At 65.9% G+C, this 24,100-nt stretch carries 20 protein-coding genes; 12 read left to right on the top strand and 8 right to left on the bottom strand.

Annotated features, from left to right (window positions below; genetic code table 11):
* The first annotated feature begins 7 nt into the window (after nt 1-7).
* Complete coding sequence (locus ACQGNJ_RS07905; RefSeq protein WP_426688693.1) at nt 8-2,431, top strand: GH92 family glycosyl hydrolase; 2,424 nt, start codon at nt 8-10, stop codon at nt 2,429-2,431.
* Between the two features lie 51 nt (nt 2,432-2,482).
* On the opposite strand, the gene ACQGNJ_RS07900 is transcribed toward ACQGNJ_RS07905, so the two are convergent.
* Nucleotides 2,483-4,066: an SDR family NAD(P)-dependent oxidoreductase gene (locus ACQGNJ_RS07900; RefSeq protein ID WP_426688692.1), complete on the bottom strand. Its 1,584-nt coding sequence runs from the start codon at nt 4,064-4,066 to the stop codon at nt 2,483-2,485.
* 342 nt (nt 4,067-4,408) lie between these two features.
* Between ACQGNJ_RS07900 and ACQGNJ_RS07895 the strand changes: the two genes are divergently transcribed.
* The 6 genes from ACQGNJ_RS07895 to ACQGNJ_RS07870 all read left to right on the top strand — a co-directional run bounded on the left by ACQGNJ_RS07895 (nt 4,409) and on the right by ACQGNJ_RS07870 (nt 11,683).
* Nucleotides 4,409-5,446, top strand: a complete 1,038-nt coding sequence (locus ACQGNJ_RS07895) for a hypothetical protein (RefSeq protein ID WP_426688691.1) — start codon at nt 4,409-4,411, stop codon at nt 5,444-5,446.
* 107 nt (nt 5,447-5,553) lie between these two features.
* A complete protein-coding gene (locus ACQGNJ_RS07890; RefSeq protein ID WP_426688690.1) occupies nt 5,554-6,084 on the top strand; it encodes an ECF-type sigma factor in 531 nt (176 codons plus the stop codon).
* Between the two features lie 83 nt (nt 6,085-6,167).
* A complete protein-coding gene (locus ACQGNJ_RS07885) occupies nt 6,168-8,987 on the top strand; it encodes a serine/threonine-protein kinase (protein WP_426688689.1) in 2,820 nt (939 codons plus the stop codon).
* Between the two features lie 160 nt (nt 8,988-9,147).
* A complete protein-coding gene (locus tag ACQGNJ_RS07880; protein ID WP_426688688.1) occupies nt 9,148-10,569 on the top strand; it encodes a hypothetical protein in 1,422 nt (473 codons plus the stop codon).
* Between the two features lie 47 nt (nt 10,570-10,616).
* On the top strand, nt 10,617-11,000 hold the full coding sequence (locus ACQGNJ_RS07875) for a hypothetical protein (RefSeq protein WP_426688687.1): 384 nt from the start codon (nt 10,617-10,619) through the stop codon (nt 10,998-11,000).
* 281 nt (nt 11,001-11,281) lie between these two features.
* Nucleotides 11,282-11,683 (top strand): carboxypeptidase-like regulatory domain-containing protein, encoded by a 402-nt coding sequence (locus ACQGNJ_RS07870; protein WP_426688686.1) that lies wholly within the window; start codon nt 11,282-11,284, stop codon nt 11,681-11,683.
* A gap of 742 nt (nt 11,684-12,425) precedes the next feature.
* Here ACQGNJ_RS07870 and ACQGNJ_RS07865 read toward each other — a convergent pair.
* A complete protein-coding gene (locus tag ACQGNJ_RS07865; RefSeq protein ID WP_426688685.1) occupies nt 12,426-12,851 on the bottom strand; it encodes a hypothetical protein in 426 nt (141 codons plus the stop codon).
* A 319-nt stretch (nt 12,852-13,170) separates the two neighbouring features.
* Here ACQGNJ_RS07865 and ACQGNJ_RS07860 point away from each other — a divergent pair, with 319 nt between their 5' ends.
* Nucleotides 13,171-13,752: a hypothetical protein gene (locus ACQGNJ_RS07860; protein WP_426688684.1), complete on the top strand. Its 582-nt coding sequence runs from the start codon at nt 13,171-13,173 to the stop codon at nt 13,750-13,752.
* Between the two features lie 240 nt (nt 13,753-13,992).
* Nucleotides 13,993-14,931 (top strand): hypothetical protein, encoded by a 939-nt coding sequence (locus ACQGNJ_RS07855; protein WP_426688683.1) that lies wholly within the window; start codon nt 13,993-13,995, stop codon nt 14,929-14,931.
* Nucleotides 14,932-15,005: 74 nt separating this feature from the next.
* On the opposite strand, the gene ACQGNJ_RS07850 is transcribed toward ACQGNJ_RS07855, so the two are convergent.
* The 4 genes from ACQGNJ_RS07850 to ACQGNJ_RS07835 form a co-directional block, all read right to left on the bottom strand.
* Nucleotides 15,006-15,863, bottom strand: a complete 858-nt coding sequence (locus tag ACQGNJ_RS07850) for a ribonuclease H-like domain-containing protein (protein ID WP_426688682.1) — start codon at nt 15,861-15,863, stop codon at nt 15,006-15,008.
* Nucleotides 15,860-18,283 carry a DEAD/DEAH box helicase gene (locus tag ACQGNJ_RS07845; protein ID WP_426688681.1) on the bottom strand — a complete coding sequence of 808 codons (2,424 nt, stop codon included), beginning with the start codon at nt 18,281-18,283 and terminating at the stop codon, nt 15,860-15,862. Before ACQGNJ_RS07845 ends, ACQGNJ_RS07850 begins: the two co-directional genes overlap by 4 nt.
* A 154-nt stretch (nt 18,284-18,437) precedes the next feature.
* Nucleotides 18,438-18,836, bottom strand: coding sequence for an SRPBCC family protein (locus ACQGNJ_RS07840; RefSeq protein WP_426688680.1), 399 nt, complete (start codon nt 18,834-18,836; stop codon nt 18,438-18,440).
* 38 nt (nt 18,837-18,874) lie between these two features.
* Nucleotides 18,875-19,252: a VOC family protein gene (locus ACQGNJ_RS07835; RefSeq protein ID WP_426688679.1), complete on the bottom strand. Its 378-nt coding sequence runs from the start codon at nt 19,250-19,252 to the stop codon at nt 18,875-18,877.
* A gap of 96 nt (nt 19,253-19,348) precedes the next feature.
* Between ACQGNJ_RS07835 and ACQGNJ_RS07830 the strand changes: the two genes are divergently transcribed.
* From ACQGNJ_RS07830 to ACQGNJ_RS07820, 3 genes are all read left to right on the top strand, one after another.
* A complete protein-coding gene (locus tag ACQGNJ_RS07830) occupies nt 19,349-20,179 on the top strand; it encodes a helix-turn-helix transcriptional regulator (protein WP_426688678.1) in 831 nt (276 codons plus the stop codon).
* A gap of 136 nt (nt 20,180-20,315) precedes the next feature.
* On the top strand, nt 20,316-20,864 hold the full coding sequence (locus tag ACQGNJ_RS07825; protein WP_426688677.1) for a cysteine hydrolase family protein: 549 nt from the start codon (nt 20,316-20,318) through the stop codon (nt 20,862-20,864).
* Nucleotides 20,845-21,810 (top strand): GlxA family transcriptional regulator, encoded by a 966-nt coding sequence (locus ACQGNJ_RS07820; RefSeq protein ID WP_426688676.1) that lies wholly within the window; start codon nt 20,845-20,847, stop codon nt 21,808-21,810. Before ACQGNJ_RS07825 ends, ACQGNJ_RS07820 begins: the two co-directional genes overlap by 20 nt.
* Before the next feature lie 93 nt (nt 21,811-21,903).
* On the opposite strand, the gene ACQGNJ_RS07815 is transcribed toward ACQGNJ_RS07820, so the two are convergent.
* Both ACQGNJ_RS07815 and ACQGNJ_RS07810 read right to left on the bottom strand, forming a co-directional pair.
* Nucleotides 21,904-22,353 carry a DUF5329 family protein gene (locus tag ACQGNJ_RS07815; protein WP_426688675.1) on the bottom strand — a complete coding sequence of 150 codons (450 nt, stop codon included), beginning with the start codon at nt 22,351-22,353 and terminating at the stop codon, nt 21,904-21,906.
* 67 nt (nt 22,354-22,420) lie between these two features.
* Nucleotides 22,421-23,989 carry a phospholipase D-like domain-containing protein gene (locus tag ACQGNJ_RS07810; RefSeq protein ID WP_426688674.1) on the bottom strand — a complete coding sequence of 523 codons (1,569 nt, stop codon included), beginning with the start codon at nt 23,987-23,989 and terminating at the stop codon, nt 22,421-22,423.
* Nucleotides 23,990-24,100: the final 111 nt, after the last annotated feature.

The following is a 24,100-nucleotide window of genomic DNA, read 5'->3' as shown; positions in this document are numbered from 1 at the left end:
ACGCATCATGGTGACACGCAGACGTTTCCTGCAGGGCGCAGCCGCATTGAGCCTGCTCGGTAGCCGGCTCGAACCGCTGGCGGCATTCACGACGCCTCACGGTAGCGACGCAATGTCACCGGCGCCCGAACCCGATGGCTTCGCCCGGCATGTCGATGTCTTCATCGGCACTGGCGGCCACGGCCACGTCTATCCCGGCGCCTCGCTGCCGTTCGGCATGGTGCAACTGAGCCCGGACACCAACGACGCGGGCTGGGATGCCTGCTCGGGTTATCACCAGGACGACGGCTCGATCATGGGCTTTTCGCACACGCACCTGAGCGGTACCGGCGCCAGCGACATGCTTGACGTGCTGGTGATGCCGGCGCAAGGTCCGGCGCTGCTGCAGCCCGGCGCGCGCGGCCTGCCGGAGCAGAACTATCACTCGCATCACGACGGCGCGGCCGCCGGTGCCGGGCTTGCCGCCGACAGCGAGGCGCAGCCCGGGCCGGGCTACCGTTCGCGCTACGACCACGAGCAGGCGCAGCCCGGCTACTACCAGGTGCACCTGAAGGATCACGACATCCTCGCCGAGCTGACCACGACGCTGCGCGCGGGACTGCATCGTTATACGTTCCACGGCGAGGGCAGCGGCCACCTGCTGGTCGATCTCGCGCACGGCTATCACGATGACGCCGCGGTGCCGTGCAAGATCAGCGATGCACGGCTGAAGCTGGTCGGCAACGACACCCTGGTCGGCGAGCGGCGCGTGCATCAGTGGGCCGGCGGCCGGCACATTTATTTCGCGATGAAGCTGTCGCGCCCCATCGCCGGGGCCACGTTGTACGCCGAGGATGCCCCGCTACCCGTCGGCACAGGTGAGGCGCACGGCACGCACCTGAAGGCTGCGCTGCATGTCGACAACATCGCCAGCGCACCGTTGCTGGTGAAGGTCGGCATTTCCGGCGTCGACGTGGCGGGCGCGCTGCGCAATCTCGATGCGGAGATTCCCGGCTGGGATTTCGAGCAGGTGCGTGGCGCCGCCGCCGCGGCATGGGAACGCGAGCTCGGTCGCATCCGCATCGACACGGTGTCCGAGGACGTGCGCCGCATCTTCTACACCTCGCTGTATCACACCATGCTGGCGCCGACCCTGTTCAGTGATGTGGACGGCCGCTATCGCGGCATGGACCTGGCCGTGCACCAGTTGCCGCAGGGCGCCAACAACTACAGCACCTACTCGCTGTGGGACACCTACCGGGCGCAGCATCCGCTGCTTACCCTGTACCAGCCCGATCGCGTGCCGGATCTGGTCAATGGCCTGGTGCGGATGGCCGGCGAAAGTCCCGACGGGCCGCCGGTATGGCCGCTGCAGGGCGTGGAGACCGGCTGCATGATCGGCTACCACTCGGCGGTGGTGGTGGCCGAGGCGCATGCCAAAGGCTTCACCGGCATCGACTACGCGAAGGCGTGGCCGCTGTTCCGCAAGCGCGCGATGGACGACGATTATCGTGGCCTGCCGTTCTACCGCAAGCTGGGCTACATCCCTAGCGACAGGGAAGGCGAGGCGGTCAGCAAGACGCTCGAATACGCCTACGACGACTGGGCCGTCGCGCATATCGCCGACGCTGCCGGCGCGCACGCCGACGCCACCCGGCTGCGTCACCGCTCGCGCAATTACCGGCACGTGTTCGACCGCAAGCTGGGCTTCGTGCGGCCACGCTCCAGCGACGGCCGCTGGTTGGAGCCGTTCGATCCGCGTGGCATGGGCCACGCCGCGAAATGGCGCGACTTCACCGAGTCGAACGCGTGGCAGGCGAGCTTCCTCAACCAGCATGATTTGTACGAATACATGAAGCTGTTCGGCGGCGAACGGGCCTTCGAGCGCAAGCTGGATCAGCTGTTCAACACCAGCTCGGCGTTGCCGGCCGACGCACCGCCGGACATCGCCGGCATGGTCGGCCAGTACGCGCACGGCAACGAACCCAGCCACCACGTGGCGTACCTGTACGCGTACACCGGCGCGCACCACAAGACGCAGGCGCGCGTGCGCATGCTGCTTGAAAGCATGTACGAGGCGCAGCCCGACGGGCTCGCCGGCAACGAGGACTGCGGGCAGATCAGCGCCTGGTACGTGCTCAGTGCGCTGGGCCTGTATGCGGTCGATCCGGTCAGCGCGAATTACGTGTTCGGCAGCCCATTGGTCGATCGTGCGGAGATCGAACTGGCCGGTCGGCGCAAGCTGATGGTGCTGGCGCCGGGCAACGGGCCGGACAGCCCGTACATCCAGTCGGTCAGCTGGAACGGCCAGCCATGGAGTCGCAGCTGGATCAGCCATGCCGAGCTGGCCGCCGGCGGCACCCTGGTGTTCCAGATGGGTGGTTCGCCGAATACCGGGTTCGGCGCGGCTGCGGCGGATCGGCCGCCATCGTTCGGCCAGGCGGCCGGCTAGGCTGCCGTATCGATCAGCAGCCGTTCGGCAGCCTCGCGCGGTCTTTCCGGCTCACCAATCGGTGGGTCGGTAGTCCTTCAGGAACTTGCCCCAGACGTGCTCGCCGCTGTTGATGCCGCTGATGATCGGATCGACGATCCGGGCAGCGCCATCGACGATGTCCAGCGGTGGGTGAAAGCGTTCCTGCAGCACCTTCCTGGCCGCCAGCTCGGCCGGATCCTCGTCGGTGATCCAGCCGGTGTCCACGCTGTTCATGTGGATGCCGTCGTTGTGGTAATCGGTGGCCGAGGTGCGCGTCATCATGTTCAGCGCGGCCTTGGCCATGTTGGTGTGCGGGTGGCGGGTGGTCTTGAAGCTGCGGTAGAACTGGCCTTCCATCGCCGATACGTTGACGATGTGCTTGTCGCGATTTTCCGTACGCAGCATCAGCGGCTTCAGCCGAGCGTTGATGATGAACGGTGCGATCGCATTGACCAGTTGCACCTCCAGCAATTCCACCGACGGCACTTCAGCCATCAGCAGCCGCCATGAATTGCGCTCGCGCAGGTCGATCTGCTGCAGGTCCTGGTCGAGCCGGCCTTCGGGGAACAGGTGGCTCTGCGCCAGCAGTTCTTCCGGCAACAGCGGCAATTGCGACAGCTCGGCGGCGCGAGTCAGCCCGGGGATGTTCGAGTCGCGCTGGCCCGAAGCGCCTGCGGCAGCACCGGCCTGCGGCAGGATGTTCGAGCCGCGCAGGCCCTCGTAGTGACCCACCAGCTGGCGCACGTGTTCGGGCATGTCATGCAGCGCCGCGGTCTCGCCCTCCATCATGTGGGCATAGAAATCCGGCGGGCGGCGCACGGTCTGGCAGGCGTTGTTGATGATGAAGTCCAGTCGCGGACGGGTGGCGACCAGCTCCTGGCAGAACGCCTCCACGCTGGGCGTGTGGCGCAGGTCCAGGCCATACACCTGCAGCCGGTGACCCCATGCGGCGAAATCCGGTTCCGCCGCATAGCGGGCTGCCGAGTCGCGCGGGAAGCGTGTGGTGACAATCAGCTCCGCGCCGGCGCGCAGCAGTTTCAGGCCAGCCTGATAGCCGATCTTCACCCGTCCGCCGGTGAGCAGGGCCACGCGTCCGTGCAGATCCGCCAGCTCGTCGCGCTTGGCGTAATTGAACGCGGCGCAGTCCGGGCACATCTGGTCGTAGAAGAAGTGCAAAGTCGAGTATTTTTTCTTGCAAACGTAGCAGTGCTTCAGCTTGACCGATTCTCGCGGTTGCTCGCCATCGGCATCAGGCGCCACGTCGTGCGGCAGGAAATCCTTCGGGGCGAACACGTTGGCCGTGGTGAACACCGGTTTGCGGCGGAGCGTGCGGATGCCGGTCTGGTTGAGCACCGAATCGTCCGCTTGCAGCTTGGCGGCATGGCGCGCCTTCTCGGCCGCCTTCAGCTTGATCCGGCGTGCGCCCGGATCGGGATGGTAGGCCTGCGCCACCGCCTGGTGCAGACGTTGCCGATCGCTGGCCGGCAGCCGATCCAGCAGTTCACGATCAGCTGCTACCGACTCCAGCAGTTCTGCCGCGGCGCGCAGACGCTCCAGCAAGCGGGCATCGGCGTCTTCGGGCGGGGTGGCGGGGGGCATGTTCAAGGGGGTCATCCGGCGCAGGTCATCAATCAAGTAAGGGGCAGCCACGCGCGATGGCGTGTCGGCAACCGCCTATTTTGCCTGCTTTTTGCGTTGCCGTCGGGAAAAGACGCCAGGACGCGGCGGCGGCGCGGCCGGATCGGGCCCGATCCGGGCTTCCCATAGTGAGAGCCAGCGCACACTTGGTTGGCGTGGTCGATGCAACAGTGAGGCCGTAGTTGTCCAGGCAGGACGGCAGGCGTGGTATCCGGGCGGCAGGGCACTGGCAGAGTTGCGTGCCGTGGTCGCCCAAGCAGGCAGGGTTGTTTCGTGAGTTCGACGATTGACGCAAGTGCACCAGTGCAAGAGGCCGCCATGGCCGATTCGGCCGCCGTTTTCCCCACCATCGAAAGCGTGCTCGGCAGCTTGCCGACCGCGCATCGCGCCTTGCCGATCGGGCGCCGCATCATCGGCCAGGGTTGCCACGGCACGGCCCGCAGTGAGGGCTCCACGCTGCGGATCCGCTTTGTCTACTTCACGTCCGGCACCGACAACGATCGGCATGCGGCCTACCATCGCGAGCTGATCAGCGCTGAAATCCTGCTTGAGCGCGTGCTGGCTGCCCATGGCGCCGGCTTGCGCGCGATCGCGCCGGCGCTGGATTACGCTGCCGAGGCGCGTGTCACGGTGGCGCCGCCGGCTGGCCTGTTCCATCGTGCCACGCTGGAGCATCGGCGCTGGTACCGCGCCGATGGCAGTGTGCGTTCACAACCATTGACCCAGGAAGCCCTCGCCCTGCGGGTGGCGGCCACCGAAGAACTGTCCATGCGCGAAGCCAGGGCACGCGCCGCGCAGCGCTCGCACGCGCTGCCGGCACGGGATCAGGCGTGGCTGATCGCGCGCCGCACGATCGCTCTCGGCCAGCGCCCGCTGAACCAGTCCGAATGGCGTCGCCTCGCCGATGCGCTTGATGGCATCTGGCAGCGCTCCACCGGCAATTCGCACGTGGCACGTGCCAATCGCCAGATTGCGCTGCGGGTGGTGGCCGTCCTGGGCAGCCTGCTGGACGAGTACGTGGCCGCGCCGTTCAAATCCACCGCCTTGAGCGACGTCTTCAACGAATACCATCTGACCCATCTGCGTCGGAGCATTGCCAACTCGCGCCAGGCGGAGTCGGCCTCCGGCACGCTGCTGGCTGGCCCCAAGGCCTGGTTCGCCGCCAAGGCGATGCGCATGCGCGCGGAACACCAGCTCGGCCTGTCCATGTCGCCGGCAGCGTCCGCTTCGCTGCGCCTGTCCGGGCGAGCGGTGGTCAGCATGATCGGCGGGCGCCTGCTCACCTTCGTCGATGGCCAACGCTACGGCACACGTCCGCTGTCGACACGGCTGGTGTCCAGCGCGCGGTCGGCCTGAACTGACCGTCCGCCGGCTGCGGCCGGCGGCATGGGGGCAGATACGGTTTCCCGGCAAAGGCGTACCATGCGGGCGCGCAGGATGGCGGCTGCATGGAGGTGTTCGTCATGTCCGAAACCCAGCCCTTGGCCAACGCCGGTTCCACCGATGCGCTGTTCGCCGTTGTCTACGCGCGGCTCAAGGCGATGGCTGCCAGGCAGCTGTCGAGCCGGCGCAACGCCACCCTCAACACGACCGAACTGGTGCACGAGTTGTACCTGCGTATCGGCCGGCGTGAAGCGCTGCAGTTCGAACATCCTGCCCAGTTCTTTTCCTACGCGGCGCAGGCGATGCGCCATCTGCTGATGAACCGCGCGCGAGATCGGCTGCGTTTGTGCGCCGGCGGGCAATGGTTGCGGATCACCCTCGAGGACAGCGACACGCGACTGGCCTTCGACACGGCAGAAGAGGCGCTGGCGCTTGACGCCGCCCTGGATGCACTGGAACAGGCCGATGCCCGCGCCGCGCAAGTGGTCGAGTTGCGCTACTTCGCCGGGTTGAGCCTGGAACAGGTTGCCGAAACGCTCGGGCTGACCCGCCGCACCATCGATCGCGACTGGCGTTTTGCGCGGGCTTTCATCAAGGCGCGCATGGATTAGCAGGCGAGCCTTGCGGAAGGCGAGGTCGCAGTTGGCGCGCGTTCGGGGTTTATCGCAGGCAGAGCATCGTCGGGGGAGGTTCCGTGGCGACATCCACACCGTCATTGCGCGAGTTGTTCGAGGCGGCACTCCCGTTGCCCGCAGCCGCGCGTGCGCGCCTGCTGGCCGAACGCTGCACCGATCCGCTCAGGCGTGCGCAGCTCGAACGCATGCTGGCCGCCGACGCCGTTGGGGACGAATTGCTGTCCACCGGCGATGCGGCCCAGGCCGCCTGCGCGATCGGCGATACCCGTGTCGCCGACGCCTTGCCTGCCGGCACTCGCATCGGCCCATTCGAGCTGGTCGAGGTGCTTGGCGAGGGCGGTTCGTCGACCGTGTTCCGCGCCTTTCGCGACGCCGATGGCGTGCGTCAGGAAGTGGCGGTCAAGCTGCTGGCGCGGGGCCTGTACACCGCCGATGCGCAGCGCCAGTTTCGCCGCGAACGCGAAGCGCTGGCGCGCCTGCGGCACCCCGGTATCGCACGACTGATCGAGGGCGGAATCACCGAGGGTGGCTTCGCCTACATCGCGCTGGAGCTGGTCGACGGCCTGCCCATCACGGATTACGCACGCGACCACGGCCTCGATTTGCGCCAGCGGCTGGTGCTGTTCCTGATGGTCTGCCGTGCGGTCGAGATGGCCCATCGTGCGCTGATCGTGCATCGCGACCTGAAGCCGTCCAACGTCCTGGTCACGCCCGATGGCGACGTCAAGCTGCTCGACTTCGGCATCGCCAAACTGCTCGATGAAGACGTGACCGGCGCCTTCCGTACCCAGCATCGCGCGCTCACGCCGGCCTATGCCGCGCCGGAGCAATTCGCGCAGCAGCCGATCACCACCGCCACCGACGTCTACGCGCTCGGCATCCTGCTGGACGAGCTGATCACCGGGCGTCGTCGCGCCGCCGGCGATGCCGCCACGCCATCGTCGCGGGTCGATTCGCCATCCCTCGCCACGGCTTACGGCATGGCGCATTCAGCGGCCTCGGTGAGACCGCTGCGACGCAAGCTGCGCGGCGATCTCGACAACATCGTGTTGAAGGCGGCGGCGATCGAGCCGGAACGCCGCTACGCCTCGGCCGGCGCGCTGGCTGAAGATATCGAGCGTCACCTTGACCGCGAGCCGGTGCTGGCGCATCCGCCCTCGCGCTGGTATCGCACCAGCAAGTTCGTCGACCGCCATCGCGGCGGCATGGCCATCACCACGGTGTTCATGCTGGCGATCCTGGTGTCCCTGTCGGTCGCGCTGTGGCAGGCCCACGTCGCACGGCAGCAGGCCGCGCGCGCCAACATGGTGCGGGATTTCGTCGAGAGCCTGTTCGCGCCGGTCCGCTCCGGCGTCGCCGCATCGAAACAACCCAGCCTGGACGAACTGCTGGCGCGTGGCGTCGCGAAACTGGAGAACTCGCCCGCCATGGATGACGGCGGCCGCGTGGATCTGCTGGCGATGTTTTCGCGCCTGTACGAAAACCTCGGTGACGTCGCGCAATCGCGGCAACTGGCGAACCGGGCCGTCGCCTTGTCCGAACGGGCGCTGGTGCCATCCGACATCGAGGCGATCCGTGCGCTCACCGCGCGTGGATACGCCGCGGTGCGCATGGAGGACTACGCGGCCGGCGGCGCCGACCTGCGCCTGGCCCATCGGCGCATGCTCGCACAGGGGATCCGTGGCGAAGCCCTGATCGACCTGCTCGGCCCGCTGGGTGCGGTCGAGACCAGCGAGGGGCACGGCGAAGCCGCCTTGGCGCTCGCCCGCGAAGCACTGGCCGAGCGGATCGCCAGCTGGGGGGCGGACGATGCGCGGGTCGGTATCGGCTACAACGATGTCGCCTCCGCACTGGAGGGCCTGGAACGCTACGACGAGGCGATCCCGATGTGGCGCAGGACCTGGCAGTTCGAGCTGGCGCACTTCGGCCCGTCCAGCAATCAAACCGCCCTGGCGTTGTCCGGTCTGGCCTCGTCCACGTATCGCGCCGGCCACTGGACGCAGGCACACGCATTGTTCGCGCAGGCGTTGGCGATGTACGCACGCAACGGCGGCCGGCCGCAGCTCACCCAGGTGTATGCGGCGCAGAAGGCCTGCGTACTGGAGGGCTTGCGGGCAGATCTTGCCAGCGCGCAAATGCGTTGCGGGCAGGCGCAGGCCTGGTCGGCCGGCGGCTTCGGGGCGGATACCGCGCTGCACGGCGACTCACTGGAAGCCACGGCTTTTGGCAAGGTGGAGGCCGGCGATCTCGCCGCGGCGCGCGAGCTGTTCGAGGCGGCGCGCAAGCTGTACGGCAGCGACCCGGCCAATCGCATGCGGATCGGCCGGGTGGACAGTGAACTGGCGGGCATCGCGTTGCTGGACGGCCATCCTGCAAGGGCGCGCGAACTGCTGCCCGCTGCCATCGCCGGCCTGCGCACGCGCTCGTACCGGATGCCGCCGCTGATCGCCGAAGCGCGTCTGCTGCTGGCCTGTGCGCAATCCCCCGGCATGCCGTGTCCGCACGATCTGCAGGCGACAGTCGAGCGTGACCTTGCTGCGGTGGCATACCGCAGCGACCCGCAGCTGCTGTGGGTGCAGACGCTGCTGGCACAGGTCGAGCTGGCACATCGCCAGCCCGACCTGGCGAAGGCAAGGCTGGCCGCAGCGATCCCGCGCACCGGCAGCGAACTGCCGCCGGCCCATCCGCGCCGGCTCGCGGCGCAGCTGTGGCTTGCCGTTGCCGCGGCGCGCAGCGGCGACTGCGCCTACGCCACGGCGCAGGCCGGCGCCGCGGGCGCGATCATCAGGGCCGGCGGTCCTGCCTCTCACCCGGAGCTTGCCCGCGCGAGTGCGCTGCTGCGCCGCCCCTTGGCGTCCTGCGGCACGCTGTTGAACTGACCCGCAAGCCTCCCTCGTCGACCGTCCGATCCGCCTGCGCGCATCGCGCGTCGGAAGCATGTCGCAAGTTGCCGCCCGTCGGTGTTTCCCGTCTCGCCACGACCATGCGGTCGGGCCGGGCAGGGGCCGTATCAACGACAAGCCAAGGGGGCACATCGTCATGTTCCATCAGCATACTTTCGTATCCGTCATCGCCGGGACTGTCCTGCTGATGGCTGCCGTCGGCACATCGGCCCAGGACCGGCATCAACAGGCGCCAAGCGCCAACCCGCTGGTCACCGCCAATCCCTCGGGCTGGCTGCAGACCAGCACGCCCGATGGCAGCATCGACACCGACGGCCCGTTCTTCCAGAGCTTCGGTCCCAATGGGCGCTCGTGCAATTCCTGCCACCGACAGGCCGAGGGCTGGTCGGTCACCCCCGACGAACTGCGCCTGCGCTTCGCCAGGACCGATGGCAACGATCCGGTCTTCAGCCCGGTCGACGGCGCCGTCTCGCCTCGGGCCGATGTCTCCAGCGTCTACGCGCGGCGCATCGCCTATTCCATGCTGCTCAGCCGCGGCCTGATCCGGGTCGGCATGCCGATGCCGGCGAATGCCGAGTTTCGACTGAGTCGGGTCGACGATCCCTACGGTTACGCCAGCGCGCGTGACCTGTCGCTGTTCCGTCGCCCGCTGCCGTCGACCAACCTGATCTGGCTCACCGCCGTGATGTGGGACGGGCGCGAGACCGCCGCGCCATTCAAGCCGCCGATGGATGCCGGCATCGATCACGAGGACATCATCGAAAGTCTCGCTGCGCAGGCGCGGGATGCCATCCTCGGCCACGAGCAGGCCGGCGCGGCCCCCAGCGACGCGGTCATCGACCAGATCGTGAATTTCGAGCTGCACCTGTTCACCGCGCAACTGGTCGACCGTGACGCCGGCAAGCTCAATGCCGATGCGGGCATGGGCGGCGCCAGCATTCTTGCCCAGCAACGCTTCTGGGTAGGCATCAACGACACCCTGGGCAACGACCCGACCGGTGATGCCTTCGACGAGAAAGTCATGCGCCTGTTCGACGAGTGGAACGTTCCCGGTGCACAGTTCAGTCACGACCTGGGCGCGCGCTCGCGCGCGTCCATCGCCCGCGGCGAACAACTGTTCAACACGCTGCCGATCGCGATCAGCGGCGTCGGCGGACTCAACGACGTGACCGGTCTGCCCGTCATCCACGGCAGCTGCAGCAGCTGTCACAACGCGCCGAACATCGGCAACCACTCGGTGGCGCTGCCGATCAATATCGGCATCGCCGATGGCAGCCGGCGCACCCCGGACATGCCGCTGTACACCCTGACCAACAACGCCACCGGCAAGAGCGTGCAAACCAGCGACCCCGGCCTGGCCTTGCGTACCGGCAAGTGGGCCGACATCGGCAAGTTCAAGGGACCGATCCTGCGCGGGCTGGCAGCGCGTGCGCCGTACTTTCACAACGGCTCGGCGGCGACGCTGGGCGACGTGGTCGATTTCTACGACACCCGCTTCAACATCCACATCACCCCGCAACAGAAGCGTGACCTGGTGGCATTCCTGTCGGCGCTGTGATGCGTGGCAGCGGCGATTTCTCCCCACGAATTCCGAGGTGATCGATCATGCGTGCGCTGCTGACCTTCAGCTACGGCGTGCTCTGCTACGTCGTGTTCCTGCTCACGTTTCTCTACGCCATCGCTTTCGCGGGCGATTTTCTGCTGCCGCGCACACTGGACCGACTGCCACCGGCCGGACCGACAACGCTGACGGACTGGATCATCGACGTGGCGCTGCTCGGGATCTTCGCCGTGCAGCACAGCGGCATGGCGCGCCGTGGTTTCAAGGCGTGCCTGACGCGGTGGTTGTCGCCGGCGATCGAGCGCAGTACCTACGTCTTGCTGTCCAGCCTGGCGCTGATCCTGCTGTTCTGGCAGTCACGTTTTTCAGCTGCGGTGTCCGGGTTGCGCCATGCAGCGCGTGCGGCAAGCTTTTCCTGCAGACCATGACGAGTCGCACCACCGTGCGCCGACCCATGACCTCTGACCCTCTATGACCTATGACCCTTCGGTGGGTAGCTGCGGCTGACGTAGGCTGCACGCGGCCGTCCGGTTTGTGGCAGCAGTCATTCACCGAGCGGTCGAGGACGGAAAAGAAACGATGCCGACCCCGGTGGCCATCCCCAGGCCCGGCGGACGGATGCCGTCCAGAACTTCCCCATGAGCGGATCGGCCAGACGTGTGGCCGAACTCATATCCCCATCGTTGCAGCAACGAGATCAGGAAATCCCATGAACAACAGCCATTCCCCCTCAAGCAATCGTCCGCGGCATCGCCGTGGCCTTTCCATCAAGACCCTGGCGATGGCACTCGTCATCAGCGTGTGCGGCGTGGCGGGAACCAGTACGGTCTACGCGCAGGCCACCGTGGGCAGTATCTTTGGAAAGGCGCCGGCGGGCGACACCGTCACGGCAAAAAGCATGACATCCGGACTCCAGCGCGATGATCAGGCGGATGCCAAGGGCCGCTACGACATCGGCCATCTGCCGACCGGCACGTATACCGTGACGCTGATGCAAAACGGTCAGCCCGTGGTCAAGCATGTGAACGTGCCGGTCGTTGTGGGTCGCGGTATCAAGGTCGACTTCGACTGTGCCCAAAGCCAGTGCGCGGAGCTTGCAAGCAAGCCGTAACGCATGGCTACCGGATGGGTGATGCCGCTGCGCTGGTGTTCGTTTCGAAGCAGGAACGCGCCGACGCCGGGGCCATCCATCCGACCTGGAGCCTCCTGATTGCCCGGCACTGAAAGACGCCGGGCAATCAGGTATGTCGATCCGGAGATGTGGGAACTGTCGAACCGCGAAGGCTTTCCGCACCAGCTCTCGCCGGAGGTTACCAGCACGAAACCCGCTGCCAACTCGTACCTTGATTCTGAGCGAGATGGAGTAGTGCCACCGCGCGATATCGAAATCGCGCCCGCGGCTGATCGAAAGCATGCGCGCGATGACTCCCGTGCCGCCGATGCGACACCACGGAACACCTGAAACGCTGGCGCCATGGCTGGATGATCACGCGCCGCTGGCAGACCGCTTCCCGCGGCCGGCGCAGGAAAATGTCGACGCGGTCACGAACGCGCTATCCTCACCCGGTATTCCGGGGGGAATGGATGACCATGCAGCGCTGGCTGATCGCCGCCGCCACCACCTGTGTCGCCGCTACAGGCTGTAGCGAAACGCCGCAAGGAAGGACGGCACACACCGCACGCCGACCGCAACAGGCCGGCCCGACGAATCCGCTCGCCACCGTGGGCCACCTCGCCGGCATTGAAGCCACCGGCCCGACCGGCGACCAGCGTGCCATGCGCGGCCACATCGATGCGATGAACACGGACACGATGCGCTCCATGCATCAGGCCGACCCCTCACGCCGCACCGATCACGAACCGCCCGCGCCGCCGTGCGTCCGCTGCGAGGCGCGCAATCCGCTGTGTGGATCGAAACCGCCAACCCTCTGGCGCTGGTCGGCGGCAGCCAGTACCGCAGCATGGCCACCATCGACAATATCTGCCTCGCCCTGGAACCGCTCGGTGACACGCTGAGCGTGGTCGTCAATCTGCAGGACGTTATGGCGACGACGTCGGAAGGCGCGGATATTGTCGCGGAATTGCCAGATCGGGGCAGGGGGCGGGCGATGATTCAACCGACGCGGCGGGTGGATGTGATTGGGCCGGAGGTGAGGAAAGCATTTCGGGCGCAGCAGACCAAGAAATAGTTGGATCAGCCCATATGGCACCTCTTGACCCTTGATTTTTAAATCATGAATACTTAATTGGAGATTACGCATGGCCACGAATTCACTCATCCAAGCAGCCAGAGAATCCCTGGAAAGGATCCAGAATTCCGATATGCATATTTGGCGCTCAAGATACCGGGCTCACCAAAGATGTTGCAGACGGTGGTGGAAAATATGTACTTGAGTTAATGAAAAAATCTGTGGTGAGCGGTACCAAGACATAATAAGTGGAAGTGGGTTTGGCGTCACATAAACGTGCATTTAAGTCAAAGTGTAGGACTTTGCTTAATTCGCGCTTATTTCAAGGGTGAAAATGTACCGCATATCACTAGACGCTAGTGTTGCTGCGGTTCTTGTGGTTTCAACGAAGACGGGGGAACAGGGAAACATGAAGACACTTCTTGCTGTATTTGCAGCGGCTTTGCTGCTGTCCGGGTGTTCGATCAGACACGATGTGGCGAAAGATTATCCGCAATACCTGATCAACAATCAGGGAACGTCGCAGCTTCCATCCACCGCGGCGGCATCGACATACACGATCACGCCGGCGACTGCCTCGAATCACTACGAGTTCCGCTCTGCGATGGCGGGCTATGCAAACGTCTGGGTAGTGCAGTTTGGCCAGATTCTGGATGACACTTTGCAATCGCATGATGTGCAGGCTGCTTTCGGCAAACTGGCAAAATCCGATGGTGGGGCTGCTAACGACGGCCTGCTCGTTTTTGATCTGCAGAGCTACACCTATATCGAGCTAGGGGCTCATGTCTCGCTCAAAGTTACCTACCGCCGCGCTAACCAGGATGTCTTCAGCAAGGTCTATCAGACCGACGGCACCACACAGGGCGGCAAGATGTTCTGGGGTGGCGCATTTGCCATGAAGAATGCCGTGCAGCAGTCGACCAAGCTGGCAATTGACAACATCCTGCGTCAGCTCATTGCCGATCTCAATGCCAAGACGGTCCACAGTTGAAGTCACAACATGGCTCGTGCCCTTATACGGCTACTTGACATGAGAACGGCGTCGTCCGCCTGCAGACGGCATCTAACCCGATTTCACAGCAGGAAACCGCCATAGCATGGACGCAAAGGTCGGCTGGCAGCGACGCTTCAGGGAATGGCGGATATCACGCGAGGGCTGGCGGTGCGTTGCGCGCACCGCCAGGCGCGACTCCATGCATATGTCATTCGATTCGCCAACGAGGAATGGAACATGCCCACACAACACGTCATCGACACCCTGCTGGCCACCTATGGGTGGACCGGAAAGCCTGCCGACCACATCGTCAACATGCCGGGGCATGCCCTGGCTGGCATCGCCAACAAGACCACTCTGTGGCACAACCTGAACGCCAATCTGTGGCGGTACGCGCGGGCCAACAACTGGATATGGATTGATACAGCCGGCAACAACGGCTCGACTTCCCACAGCGGGCCGATGGGCCCGGGCAAGCCCGCCGCCGTACCCGGTGCGGGCACGGGCGGCGTGCCGTTGCTGGATGGCACGAACCTGGCGAAGTCATGCAATTGCGGCATCTTCAACACGGTGGCACGGCAGTTGGCCTGGCATATTCTCGCCTTCACGAACACCGAAGTAGTGAATGCCTCCACCGACAAGACCTTTGTCACGCTTCCCGGATCGTCCACGTTCGACGTTGCCTGGACAGGCAACGTCCGCACCGCGACCCAGGATTTTCCGGCGATCCAGGCCATGAAATTCACCAACCATTCCTTCAGCAAGGGACCGGACGGGAACTTCACCGACGCGACATGCAATGTACCCAGCTTCGCCAACAAGACGGACATCATGTGGTTCGATCTGAAGCGCGCGAAGAACACGCTGCTGATCAGCAGCGGCGATCAGGCCGGATGGCTGGTGGTCGATACGGTCTACAGCAACCACGGCCAGCTGCCGGCAGGTGGTCCGCCGTACTACCTGATTGCCGCCTCGCAATTGAAGACGAGGGTGGGGATGTTTCCCCTCGGCGGCCCCGGGCTGACCCAGGCAGTGATCAATGCCGTGCCCGATCAATGCGCCAGTTGCGTCGCCTGGCCCAACTGGTGGCTGTTGTCGCCCAGCGACCTGCCGGTGGAATTCAAGAACTGGGCACGGTATTTCCTGCCGATACCGGGATACAGCGGAGGCTACTGATGGCGTCGGCAAGCGCGCGTATGGGGCGAGCGGCTGGTCGTGCTTTCCGCGGCTGAGGGGAAACGCGAACTCGCTCAGTGCTCCATCGTCGCCATGTGCAGCAGCACACCGGCCAGGCTCTTCAGGTCCTGCGCGTTGTGCTGCGCCACCCGCCGCAGGTTGCTGGCCGAACCGCCACGCAGGTAGGTGAGCCACGCGGCTGGCGCCTCCGCGCCGGGCAGGTCGTCTTCGCGCACCACGCCGAGCAACTGGCGTTCGGCGGTGGCCAGGCGGCAGTTTTCCCACTGGTGTTTCCAGTGGCGGCGTACCGGGTGCAGCAGGTCCAGATGACCGAGACCGGCGAGCGGATTGGCCAGCCGCGCCAGCCGATAGCGCGTGGCCAGCAACGGCGCGTCGTAGCATTTGCCGTTGTAGCTGACGAGCACGGTGTCTTCGCCCAGCCATGCGGCGAAGGTGCGCAGCATGGCCGTCTCGGCGGCCATGGTGGTAAGGGTGAGCTGGCGGATGCGGAAGCGGCCGTCGACCCAGTCGGCGGCGCCGATCATGAAGGCGCGGGTGCCGGTGCCGCCGGCCAGGCCGGTGGTCTCGGTGTCGAAGTGCAGCAGGCGGTAGTGATGCACCGGATCCATCCGCGCGAACCTGGCGTCGATGATGGCCGGCGGATCGAGCCAGTCGATGAACGTTTCCGTGTAGCGCAGGCCGGGGGCGATCTCGATGCCGGGCACCTCGCGATCGCTGGAGGACAGCGTGGCCGGAGCACGCTTCAATTGCGCATGACGCTGCAGCAGGCGACGCAGGTCCGGGGAGATGGCATTACCCGCTGCTGTGGCCATGCTGGCGGGAGCGGCATGGAGCACCGGCGCAGGCGCCACGCGGCTGACCTTGCCGGCCTCGGCGCGCAGCTTGCGCATGCGCGCGGCGAGCGCGCTCACAGCGCCGCCAGCAGCGCGAGCACACGCAACGCCAGCGCCTTCGGGGTAGTGGTCGCCGGATGCTCGACGGTTTGTTCATCGACGGCCAGCACCGGGCCGACGCAAGCGGGACAGCCGGCACGGCAGTCGCAACGTTCAATCAAGGTGACTGATTGCGCCAGCAGATCCTCGCGGCGCTGGAACAACGGTTCGCTGTGACCGATGCCGCCGGGGAAGGCGTCGTACAGGTAGACGGTGGGCGTGAACGGCGCATCGGGCGCCAGCGCGGTGGGCTGGCCGTCATCGCCGCGCAATTGGCCGCGACCGCCGAGGTCGGTGCTGACGAACCAGGCACCGTCGCCACTGCCGACGGCTTTCTGCAAGTCACGCGCCTCGGCCATCACTGCCACGGTGGCCACGATGTGCAACGCATACGCTGCGCCGAGGAACCCATCCAGCGCCTGCTGGCGCTGTTCGAACGCAGCCTCCAGCACCATCTGCGGCAGCTGCCACCAGACTGCGGTGGTGTGCAGTTCCTGATCGGGCAGGTTGACCGGGCCGTAGCCGATGTTCTCGTGCGAGTAGAAGCGGATCTTCTTGTAGCCGGGCACGCGCCGCACCACATGCACTTCGCCGTGATGGGCCTGGCCACAGCCGGCGTGCGAGCTGTCGAAGCAGTCCAGCACCTTCAGCCTGGTGTAGTCGATGGCGTCGGTGTAGTAGTCGACGTTGGTGCGCGTGACATAGGCCTTGCGACCTTCCCAGTCCAGTTTTTCCACCTGGTAGGGCAGGGACTGGATCATGTGGATCGCGCCTTCGTACAACGTCACCGCGGCGGCGGAAAAGTCGACCTCGGCGATGATCGTCTGGCGGCCCTCGGTGCGGTCGACCACCACGAAGTTGCCGTCGGCGACCGAGCGCAGCGACACCGCGATCGCCGGGTAGCTGTCGGCGATCCACTCCCAGCGCTCGCCTTCGCGATGCAGCACGCCTTCCTCGCCCAGCAGGTCCAGCCACGGCGTGGCGATTTCGGTGCCGAACATCTCGTCGCCGATGAAGGGCAGCTCGAACGCGGCGCAGCGGATGTGGTCGAGCAGGATCAGCGGTTGATCCGGCTGGATCCGCGCGTGTTCCGGCGTGGCACCCTGGAAGAATTCCGGATGGCGCACCAGGTATTGATCCAGCGGATCGGAACTGGCCACCAGTACACCCAGCGCCGATTGCTGGCGCCGGCCAGCGCGTCCAAAACGCTGCCACGTCGAGGCGACGGAACCTGGATAGCCATTCAACACCACCACGTCGAGGCTGCCGATGTCCACGCCCAGCTCCAGCGCCGAGGTGCTGACGATGCCGTCGATGCTGCCTTCGCGCATCGCCCGCTCGGCGGCGCGGCGTTCCTTCGGCAGGTAGCCGCCGCGGTAGGCGCGGATGCGCGGTGGCTTGCGCGGGTCGTGGTCGAACACGTCCTTCAGGTACTTGGTCAGCACCTCGACCATGCTGCGCGACTGCGCGAACACCAGTGTCTTCATGCCCGACTTGATCGCCAGCCGTGCGATGCGGTTGGTCTGCGAGCGCGCCGAGGCGCGCAGGCCCAGGTCGGGATTGACCACCGGCGGGTTCCACAGCAATACGTGCTTGTCACCGGTGGGAGCGCCGCTCTCGGTGATCGCGGTGACAGCGTCCTCGATCAGCGCCTCGGCGTGTTCCTGCGGGTTGCCGATGGTCGCCGAGCACAGGATGAACTGGGGGGTCACCCCGTAGAACGCGCAGACACGCTTCAGCCTTCGGATCACGTTGGCCACGTGCGAGCCGAACACGCCGCGATAGGTGTGCACCTCGTCGATCACCACATAGCGCAGGTTCTCGAAGAACTGCGCCCACTTGGTGTGATGCGGCAGGATCGCCTGGTGCAGCATGTCCGGGTTGCTGACCACGATATCGCCGTGCAGGCGGATCGCCTGGCGTGCGTCGCCGGGAGTGTCGCCGTCGAAGGTGAAGGCCTTCACGCCCAGCTCGCCGGCGCGATTCAACTCCAGCAGCTCAGCCACCTGGTCCTGCGCCAGCGCCTTGGTCGGGAACAGATACAGCGCCTTGGCCTTGTCGCGCATCGCCGCACTGATCACCGGCAGCGTGTAGCACAGCGACTTGCCCGAGGCGGTGGGCGTGACGATGGCCACGTGCGCGCCCGCTTGCGTGGCCTTCCACGCCTGCGCCTGATGGCTGTAGAGCTGCTCGATGCCGCGCGTGCGCAGTGCAAGGGCAAGCGCAGACGGCAGATCTTCGGGCAGGGGCGCGAACACACCTTCCTGTCCGGGCACCACGAACGCGCCGGTGATTCGCGCTGCATAACGCTTCGACAGTCGCTGGGCCAGCGTGCGGCCATCGCCCGGATCGCGCAGTACAAGCTCGTCGGTGGCGTAGCGATCGGGTAGTGCGTTCATCGGCTGGCGTCCGCGAAAGTGTCTGCGGATTAGGCCGGGCCGATGTCTCACCGGATGAGATGGACGCGACTATGCCACCTGAAACCGTCGACCCGAGAGAGGAGTCAGGGCGCGCGTTGTTCGGGATCGTCGACGGTGACCAGGCCGGCCCGTCTCAGGACGCCAGCCTGTCCAACGCCCGTTTCATCGCCTGTGCGCCGGCATCCATCGCTGCATCGATCGATCCGGCGATGTCGTCGGGCAGGAAATCCGCGATCCACACCACGTGTGTGGCGTCCGTCGTGGCCAGCACCTGCACCGCTGCGTTGCAGTGGGTGGCGCCCACGCCTTCGACCGCCCACACCAGCCGCCTGGCGTCCTCGTCCAGGCTGACGACCGGCTCGCGCACGCGCTGGCCATTGGCAAACGTGACCTGGCGCGCGCCGGGTTCCAGCCGGGTGTCGATCACGAATCCCGGCACCAGCCGCGTGTGCAGCGCACCGATGTCGCGGATCGCATCCCAGACTTCCTCGGCCGGCGCCGAGGTGACGATTTCCTTGCGTACACTGGCCATGCCGTTCTCCTGGTCGTTGGGGAGGGTCGAGGCGCGAGTCACGCGTCGTTGCCGCAATACGCCTCGATCCGGTAGCCGTCTGGATCGGTCACGAAAGCGGCGTAATAGTTCGCACCGTAATCCGCTCGCAACGCGGGACCGCCGTTGTCACGACCGCCGTGGGCGATGGCAGCCGCATGGAAGGCGGCGACACTGGCGCGACTGGGCGCGGCAAGACAGAAATGCAGCCCCGAGGCGTTGTTGGCGGGAACCGGAGCCTCGCTGCGCAATACCCAGAACGCGACGGACGTCGCGCCGTAGCCGAGCGAACCGGTGTCCTCACTGAGGCAGCGATAGCCGAGCGGTGCCAGCGCGGCATCGTAGAAGGCTTTGGCGCGGGCGATATCGGCAACGCCGATGGAAAGATGGTCGAACATGGATGACTCCCTGGCTGGTCGGTGGCACCATCATCGAGGCCGCTGCCGTCGGCAGCTTGGGAAAAATTGCGATCCGGCGAAAGAGTCCCTTGTCCGATGACGATCGAAGCAAGAACACTGGCGGTCGGCAATGGCTGGAGCGTGCGGGATGTGATCTGCAGCGCCGGCCCGCGTGACCGCGCTTTCGAGGAACGCCACGAAACGGTGTCGATCGCCGCCGTGTTGTCCGGCACGTTCCAGTACCGTACCGGGCAAGGGTCGGCGCTGCTTGCCCCTGGCGCGTTGCTGCTGGGCAACCATGGCCACTGCTTCGAGTGCGGGCATGAACACGGCACCGGCGATCGCTGCCTGTCCTTCCATTTCGCGCCGGCGTACTGGGAAAGCCTGGTGGCGGCGATGCCGGGCGTGCGCAAGGCCATCTTCGCCCGCGCGCAGCTGCCGCCGATGTCGTCGCTGACCGGCTTGCTGGCTCGACTGGAAGCCATGCGGGAAGGGGATGCCTCCACGCTGGAAGAAGCCGCCATCGAGCTCGCCGCCACCGCACTGCATGCCGACACCGGGCTGCGCCCGTTGTCACGCGAGCCGAGCTCGCACGATGCGCGGCGTGTTTCGGATGCCGTACGCCGGATCGAGGCGTGCGCCCACGAAGAAGGCGAAGCGCTTTCGCTGGGCGAGCTTGCCCGCGATGCCGGCCTGAGTCCGTTTCACTTCCTGCGTGTATTTCGCCGACTTGTCGGCATGACGCCGCATCAGTACGTGCTGCGCACGCGGATGCACCGAGTCGCCGTGCAACTGCGCGATTCGGCGGCATCCATTTCGAGCATCGCCTTCGCCGCCGGCTTCAACGACCTGTCCACCTTCAACCGCCGCTTTCGCACGGTGATGGGCGCCAGTCCTGGCGCCTATCGCGCGGGGCGGCAGCGCTGAGGTTCGCTCGGCCCGTTCGAGCCCTGGCGGCCGCCGCGAAACTGGCCCGATCCGTCCGCTCCCGGTCCGGCCCGAGGCTCGCGGGCGTTGCCGGTCCTGTCTATCTTGGCAACTCCCTTGCCGATGGAGTCAGCCGATGTCCGATAGAGCCGCCGTACTGGTGATCGATGTGCAGCAATCGTTCCAGCATGCGCCTTACTGGCGCGAAGATGATGTGCCTGCGTTCCGCGAGAAGCTGTTGCAGTTGTTCGACGCCGCCGCCGCGCGCGGCTGGCCCATCGTGCGCATCCTGCACGAGGATGGCGACGCGCATTTCAGCGCGGCATCCGGCCTGGTGCAGCCAATGGCATGGGTTCCCGGCGCGCACGACGTGGTGTTCCACAAGCAGGTCCACAATGCCTTTACAGGGACCGGGCTGGAGTCGTGGCTGCGCGAGCGTGGCATCGACCGTGTGATCATCAGCGGCATCCGCACCGAGCAGTGCTGCGAGACGACCGCGCGCGTGGCTTCCGATCTCGGCTTCGCGGTCGATTACGTCACCGAGGCGACGCTGACCTTTCCGATGGTCCACGCCGGCAGCGGTTGTCGCTACGATGCGCAGGACATCAAGCAGCGCACGGAACTGGTTCTGGATGGCCGCTTTGCCCGCATTTGCACCATCGACGATGTCCTTGCCGATCACTGAGGTCTGCTTCGTGCTGCCGCCGGGGCTGATCCTGCTGGATCTTGCCGGGGCCGCCGATGCCTTCCGCATCGCCGCCACGATGGGGTTGCCGGTGCGCCTGCGCATGCTGGCGTCACTGCAGGAAGGGGAGGTTGCCTCGACCGCACTGGGCCTGGGTCTGGCCGGGGTCGAACCGCTGCCACCGCAACTGGGCGAGCACACCCTGCTGGTGGTGTGCGGCGCCACTGGCAGTGGCGAGCAGGTGCTGTCGTCGCCCGCCAGCAAGGCTCTGGTTGCGTGGCTGCGCCAGCACGGTGGCCACGGCCAGCCACTGGCCTGCGTGTGTTCGGGCGCCTTGCTGGCGGCCGCTGCCGGCCTGCTCGATGGCCGGCGCTGCACCACCCACCACAGCCTGCTCGACGATCTGCGCCGGCTTGCCCCCGCCGCCGAGGCGCTGGACAGCCGCGTCTTCGTCGAGGATGGCGAGCTCTGCACCAGTGCCGGCATCACTGCTGGCATTGACCTGGCGCTGCACCTGATCGGCCGGATCGGCTCACCGCGGCTGGCGGCCGCGGTGGCGCGGGAAATGGCCGTCTATATGCGGCGTGCCGCCGGCGATCCGGCGCTGTCGCCATGGCTGGAAGGGCGCAACCACATGAACATGGCGATTCACCGCGTGCAGGATGCGCTGGCGAAGGCACCCGGCCAGGACTGGCCGCTGGCACGTCTGGCCGATATCGGGCACATGAGCGTGCGCAGCCTCACCCGCCATTTTCGCGAGGCCAGCGGCATGTCGATCAATCACTACCACGCCGGCTTGCGGTTGGCGTTGGCGCGTCAATCGCTGGCTACGGGCGAGAGTGTGGAACGCGCGGCCGAACGCGCCGGCATCGGCTCGGCTCGCCAACTTCGGCGGTTGTGGGCAAGTCATGCCAGTGACAGCCCGGCATCAGCACGCCGCCGCTGAGGGCAACCATCATTCGCAGCTGAAGCGTGGCAGCACGCGGTGTCCGCCCAACGCCGCCACGGCCAGGCGGCAGGGCGATCTGGCGACGCCCATTCAGTGCATGGACAAGGCGTTGTCGGCCTCGTAGGCAGCGAGCTTGCTGCGCAACCAGGTGGAGGCATCGACGGTGGGGCCGTGGATGAAGCGGATCGTGTAATTGATCCCGGAGACGGACGAGCCGGTGGCGCAGCAGGTAATGAAGGCGTCGGCCGTCTTCGCGCGGCTACCGGCAAAGCGCAGTTTCAGGCGCATGTGCGCGGCCGCTTGCGAGGCATTGTAGGCAGTGCCGTTGCGGATGAATACGGCGTCGTGCAGGTTGGCCACGGTGGTGATCAGGTAGTCGATTTTCTGCTGCTCGGTCGGTGGCTGCCGTGGCACGACTTGCTGGCCGAAGGCTGGTGACAACAGAAGGACGAACAGCATCCATGCGGCCATTCCGCCGCGCAGGCGGGAGTACAAGGCGGGCATGGAGGAGATGGGATGGCTGGTAGTCAACATGGACATGATCCGTTCGTTACCGTGGCGGGGCGGGCATTCGGGCCGCTGCAATATTCTTCGGGTTTGCCCGCTGCTAGAGCAGGCTTTCCAGCGGCAGCAGCTTGAGCATCTGCACTTCGACCCGCCGGGCGGTGGTGGCGCCGGGGTCGTGGTCGTAGGTCACCGGCTTGCCATGCTCGGTGGCCTGCCACTGCATGGCGCCGCCGTGCGCCGAACCATCGGCTTTCAACGTCACGTGGTAGGCATACTCGGGCAGCGTGGCGGTGTCGAAGAACTCGGTCACCGCGGCGGCCAGCGGGGCGCTGTCGACGATTATGCCCATCTCGGTATTCAGCAATTTCGAGCGGGCATCCATGTTCATCGAGCCGATGAACACTTTCTGCCGATCCACCACGATCGCCTTGGCATGCAGGCTGACGCCGGCAGAAGTACCACCACTGGTGGCCGGTTGCGGTGCGCCCGCGGCCGGCTGCAGTTCGTAGATCTGCACGCCGCTTTCCAGCAGCGGGCGACGGTAACGTGAGTAACCCGAATACACCATGGGCTCATCGTTGGAGGCGAGCGAATTGGTCAGCACCCTGACGGCCACGCCGCGCTTGGCCAGCGCGTCGAGGTAGGCGGTGCCGGTGTCACCCGGAATGAAATAGGGCGAGATCAGCAGCAACTCGTGCTGCGCGGCGTCGGTGATCGCCTTGATGTCCGGACCGATGCGCAACTGCGCCTGGTCGGGGCCTGCCTCGATCTTTGCCGGCTGATCGGCGACCAGCGTTGCCGGTCCCCAGAACCAGTCACCTGGACGATCGGCGGACGGGCCGTTTGGCAGATGCTCCAGCGTTGCCTGCGCATAATCCGATTGCGCGAAGACCCGCGCGTCGTGCGCCAGATCCACGCGCAGCTTGGCCAGATCGTAGTGATCGGCATGCTTGCCGCTGAACGCCTTGACCGGATAGGCCGCGTCGCAATTCCAGTACTCGTCGAAGGCATGCGAGGCCTGTTCCACCACCGGCCCGATCGCGATCAGGTCGAGGTCGCGGAAGTTGGTGTTGTCACCGGCATCGAAATAGGCGTCGCCGATATTGCGCCCACCGACAATCGCCACGTTGCTGTCGGCAATGAACGACTTGTTGTGCATGCGCCGGTTGAGTCGGTGCGTGTCGAGCAAAAACTGGGTGGCCTTGGACAGTGTCGATGGTTTCTTCGTGGCGAACGGGTTGAACAGGCGCACCTCGATGTTCGGGTGGGTATCCAGCGCATCGAACAGGTCGATCGCATCGCCGGCATTGATATCGTCCACCAGCAGGCGCACGCGCACGCCGCGATCGGCCGCGGCCAGCAACCGCTGCGCCACCAGCCGTCCGGTCGCGTCGTTGTCGAAGATGTAGTACTGCAGGTCGAGCGAATGCTGTGCATGGTCGGCGAGCGCCACGCGACTCATCAGCGCATTGGTACTGCGCATGAGCAGGCGAAAGCCGGATTGGTCCTGGTGCTTTTCCGCCTCGGCATGCACGTAGCGCGCGCCGGGCGTGTTGACGGTCGGCGGCAAGGCCTTCGATACCGGTTTCACAGCGGGCGCCGGCGGCGAGCATGCCGCCAGTGACAGCACGAGCAACGCCGAGCCGACCAGATGGATGAGCTGTCGCATGTTCACCTGCCTTTTGCTGCGTGCACCCGAAGGTCCAGTCTGCATACTTTGGGAAGCGGGACGTGAATTCCGTGCGACCGCGGCGGGTGGCACAGGCGCAGTCTCGACTGG

Source organism: Rhodanobacter ginsengiterrae, assembly GCF_050026815.1.
GTDB classification, from domain to species: Bacteria; Pseudomonadota; Gammaproteobacteria; order Xanthomonadales; family Rhodanobacteraceae; genus Rhodanobacter; species Rhodanobacter ginsengiterrae.
Note: the sequence above shows the minus strand (reverse complement) of the source record. Positions and strands in the feature narration are given on the sequence as shown.

Bases quoted from the DNA above. Each gene is read 5' to 3' on its own strand.
- ACQGNJ_RS07825 (WP_426688677.1), top strand. From the start codon at position 20,316: ATGTCCGATAGAGCCGCCGTACTGGTGATCGATGTGCAGCAATCGTTC.
- ACQGNJ_RS07820 (WP_426688676.1), top strand. From the start codon at position 20,845: ATGTCCTTGCCGATCACTGAGGTCTGCTTCGTGCTGCCGCCGGGGCTG.
- ACQGNJ_RS07895 (WP_426688691.1), top strand. From the start codon at position 4,409: ATGGCCGATTCGGCCGCCGTTTTCCCCACCATCGAAAGCGTGCTCGGC.
- ACQGNJ_RS07845 (WP_426688681.1), bottom strand. From the start codon at position 18,283: ATGAACGCACTACCCGATCGCTACGCCACCGACGAGCTTGTACTGCGC.
- ACQGNJ_RS07810 (WP_426688674.1), bottom strand. From the start codon at position 23,989: ATGCGACAGCTCATCCATCTGGTCGGCTCGGCGTTGCTCGTGCTGTCA.
- ACQGNJ_RS07815 (WP_426688675.1), bottom strand. From the start codon at position 22,353: ATGTCCATGTTGACTACCAGCCATCCCATCTCCTCCATGCCCGCCTTG.
- ACQGNJ_RS07870 (WP_426688686.1), top strand. From the start codon at position 11,282: ATGAACAACAGCCATTCCCCCTCAAGCAATCGTCCGCGGCATCGCCGT.
- ACQGNJ_RS07900 (WP_426688692.1), bottom strand. From the start codon at position 4,066: ATGACCCCCTTGAACATGCCCCCCGCCACCCCGCCCGAAGACGCCGAT.
- ACQGNJ_RS07875 (WP_426688687.1), top strand. From the start codon at position 10,617: ATGCGTGCGCTGCTGACCTTCAGCTACGGCGTGCTCTGCTACGTCGTG.
- ACQGNJ_RS07890 (WP_426688690.1), top strand. From the start codon at position 5,554: ATGTCCGAAACCCAGCCCTTGGCCAACGCCGGTTCCACCGATGCGCTG.
- ACQGNJ_RS07860 (WP_426688684.1), top strand. From the start codon at position 13,171: ATGAAGACACTTCTTGCTGTATTTGCAGCGGCTTTGCTGCTGTCCGGG.
- ACQGNJ_RS07830 (WP_426688678.1), top strand. From the start codon at position 19,349: ATGACGATCGAAGCAAGAACACTGGCGGTCGGCAATGGCTGGAGCGTG.
- ACQGNJ_RS07840 (WP_426688680.1), bottom strand. From the start codon at position 18,836: ATGGCCAGTGTACGCAAGGAAATCGTCACCTCGGCGCCGGCCGAGGAA.
- ACQGNJ_RS07880 (WP_426688688.1), top strand. From the start codon at position 9,148: ATGTTCCATCAGCATACTTTCGTATCCGTCATCGCCGGGACTGTCCTG.
- ACQGNJ_RS07855 (WP_426688683.1), top strand. From the start codon at position 13,993: ATGCCCACACAACACGTCATCGACACCCTGCTGGCCACCTATGGGTGG.
- ACQGNJ_RS07865 (WP_426688685.1), bottom strand. From the start codon at position 12,851: ATGAGTGAATTCGTGGCCATGCGTAATCTCCAATTAAGTATTCATGAT.
- ACQGNJ_RS07835 (WP_426688679.1), bottom strand. From the start codon at position 19,252: ATGTTCGACCATCTTTCCATCGGCGTTGCCGATATCGCCCGCGCCAAA.
- ACQGNJ_RS07905 (WP_426688693.1), top strand. From the start codon at position 8: ATGGTGACACGCAGACGTTTCCTGCAGGGCGCAGCCGCATTGAGCCTG.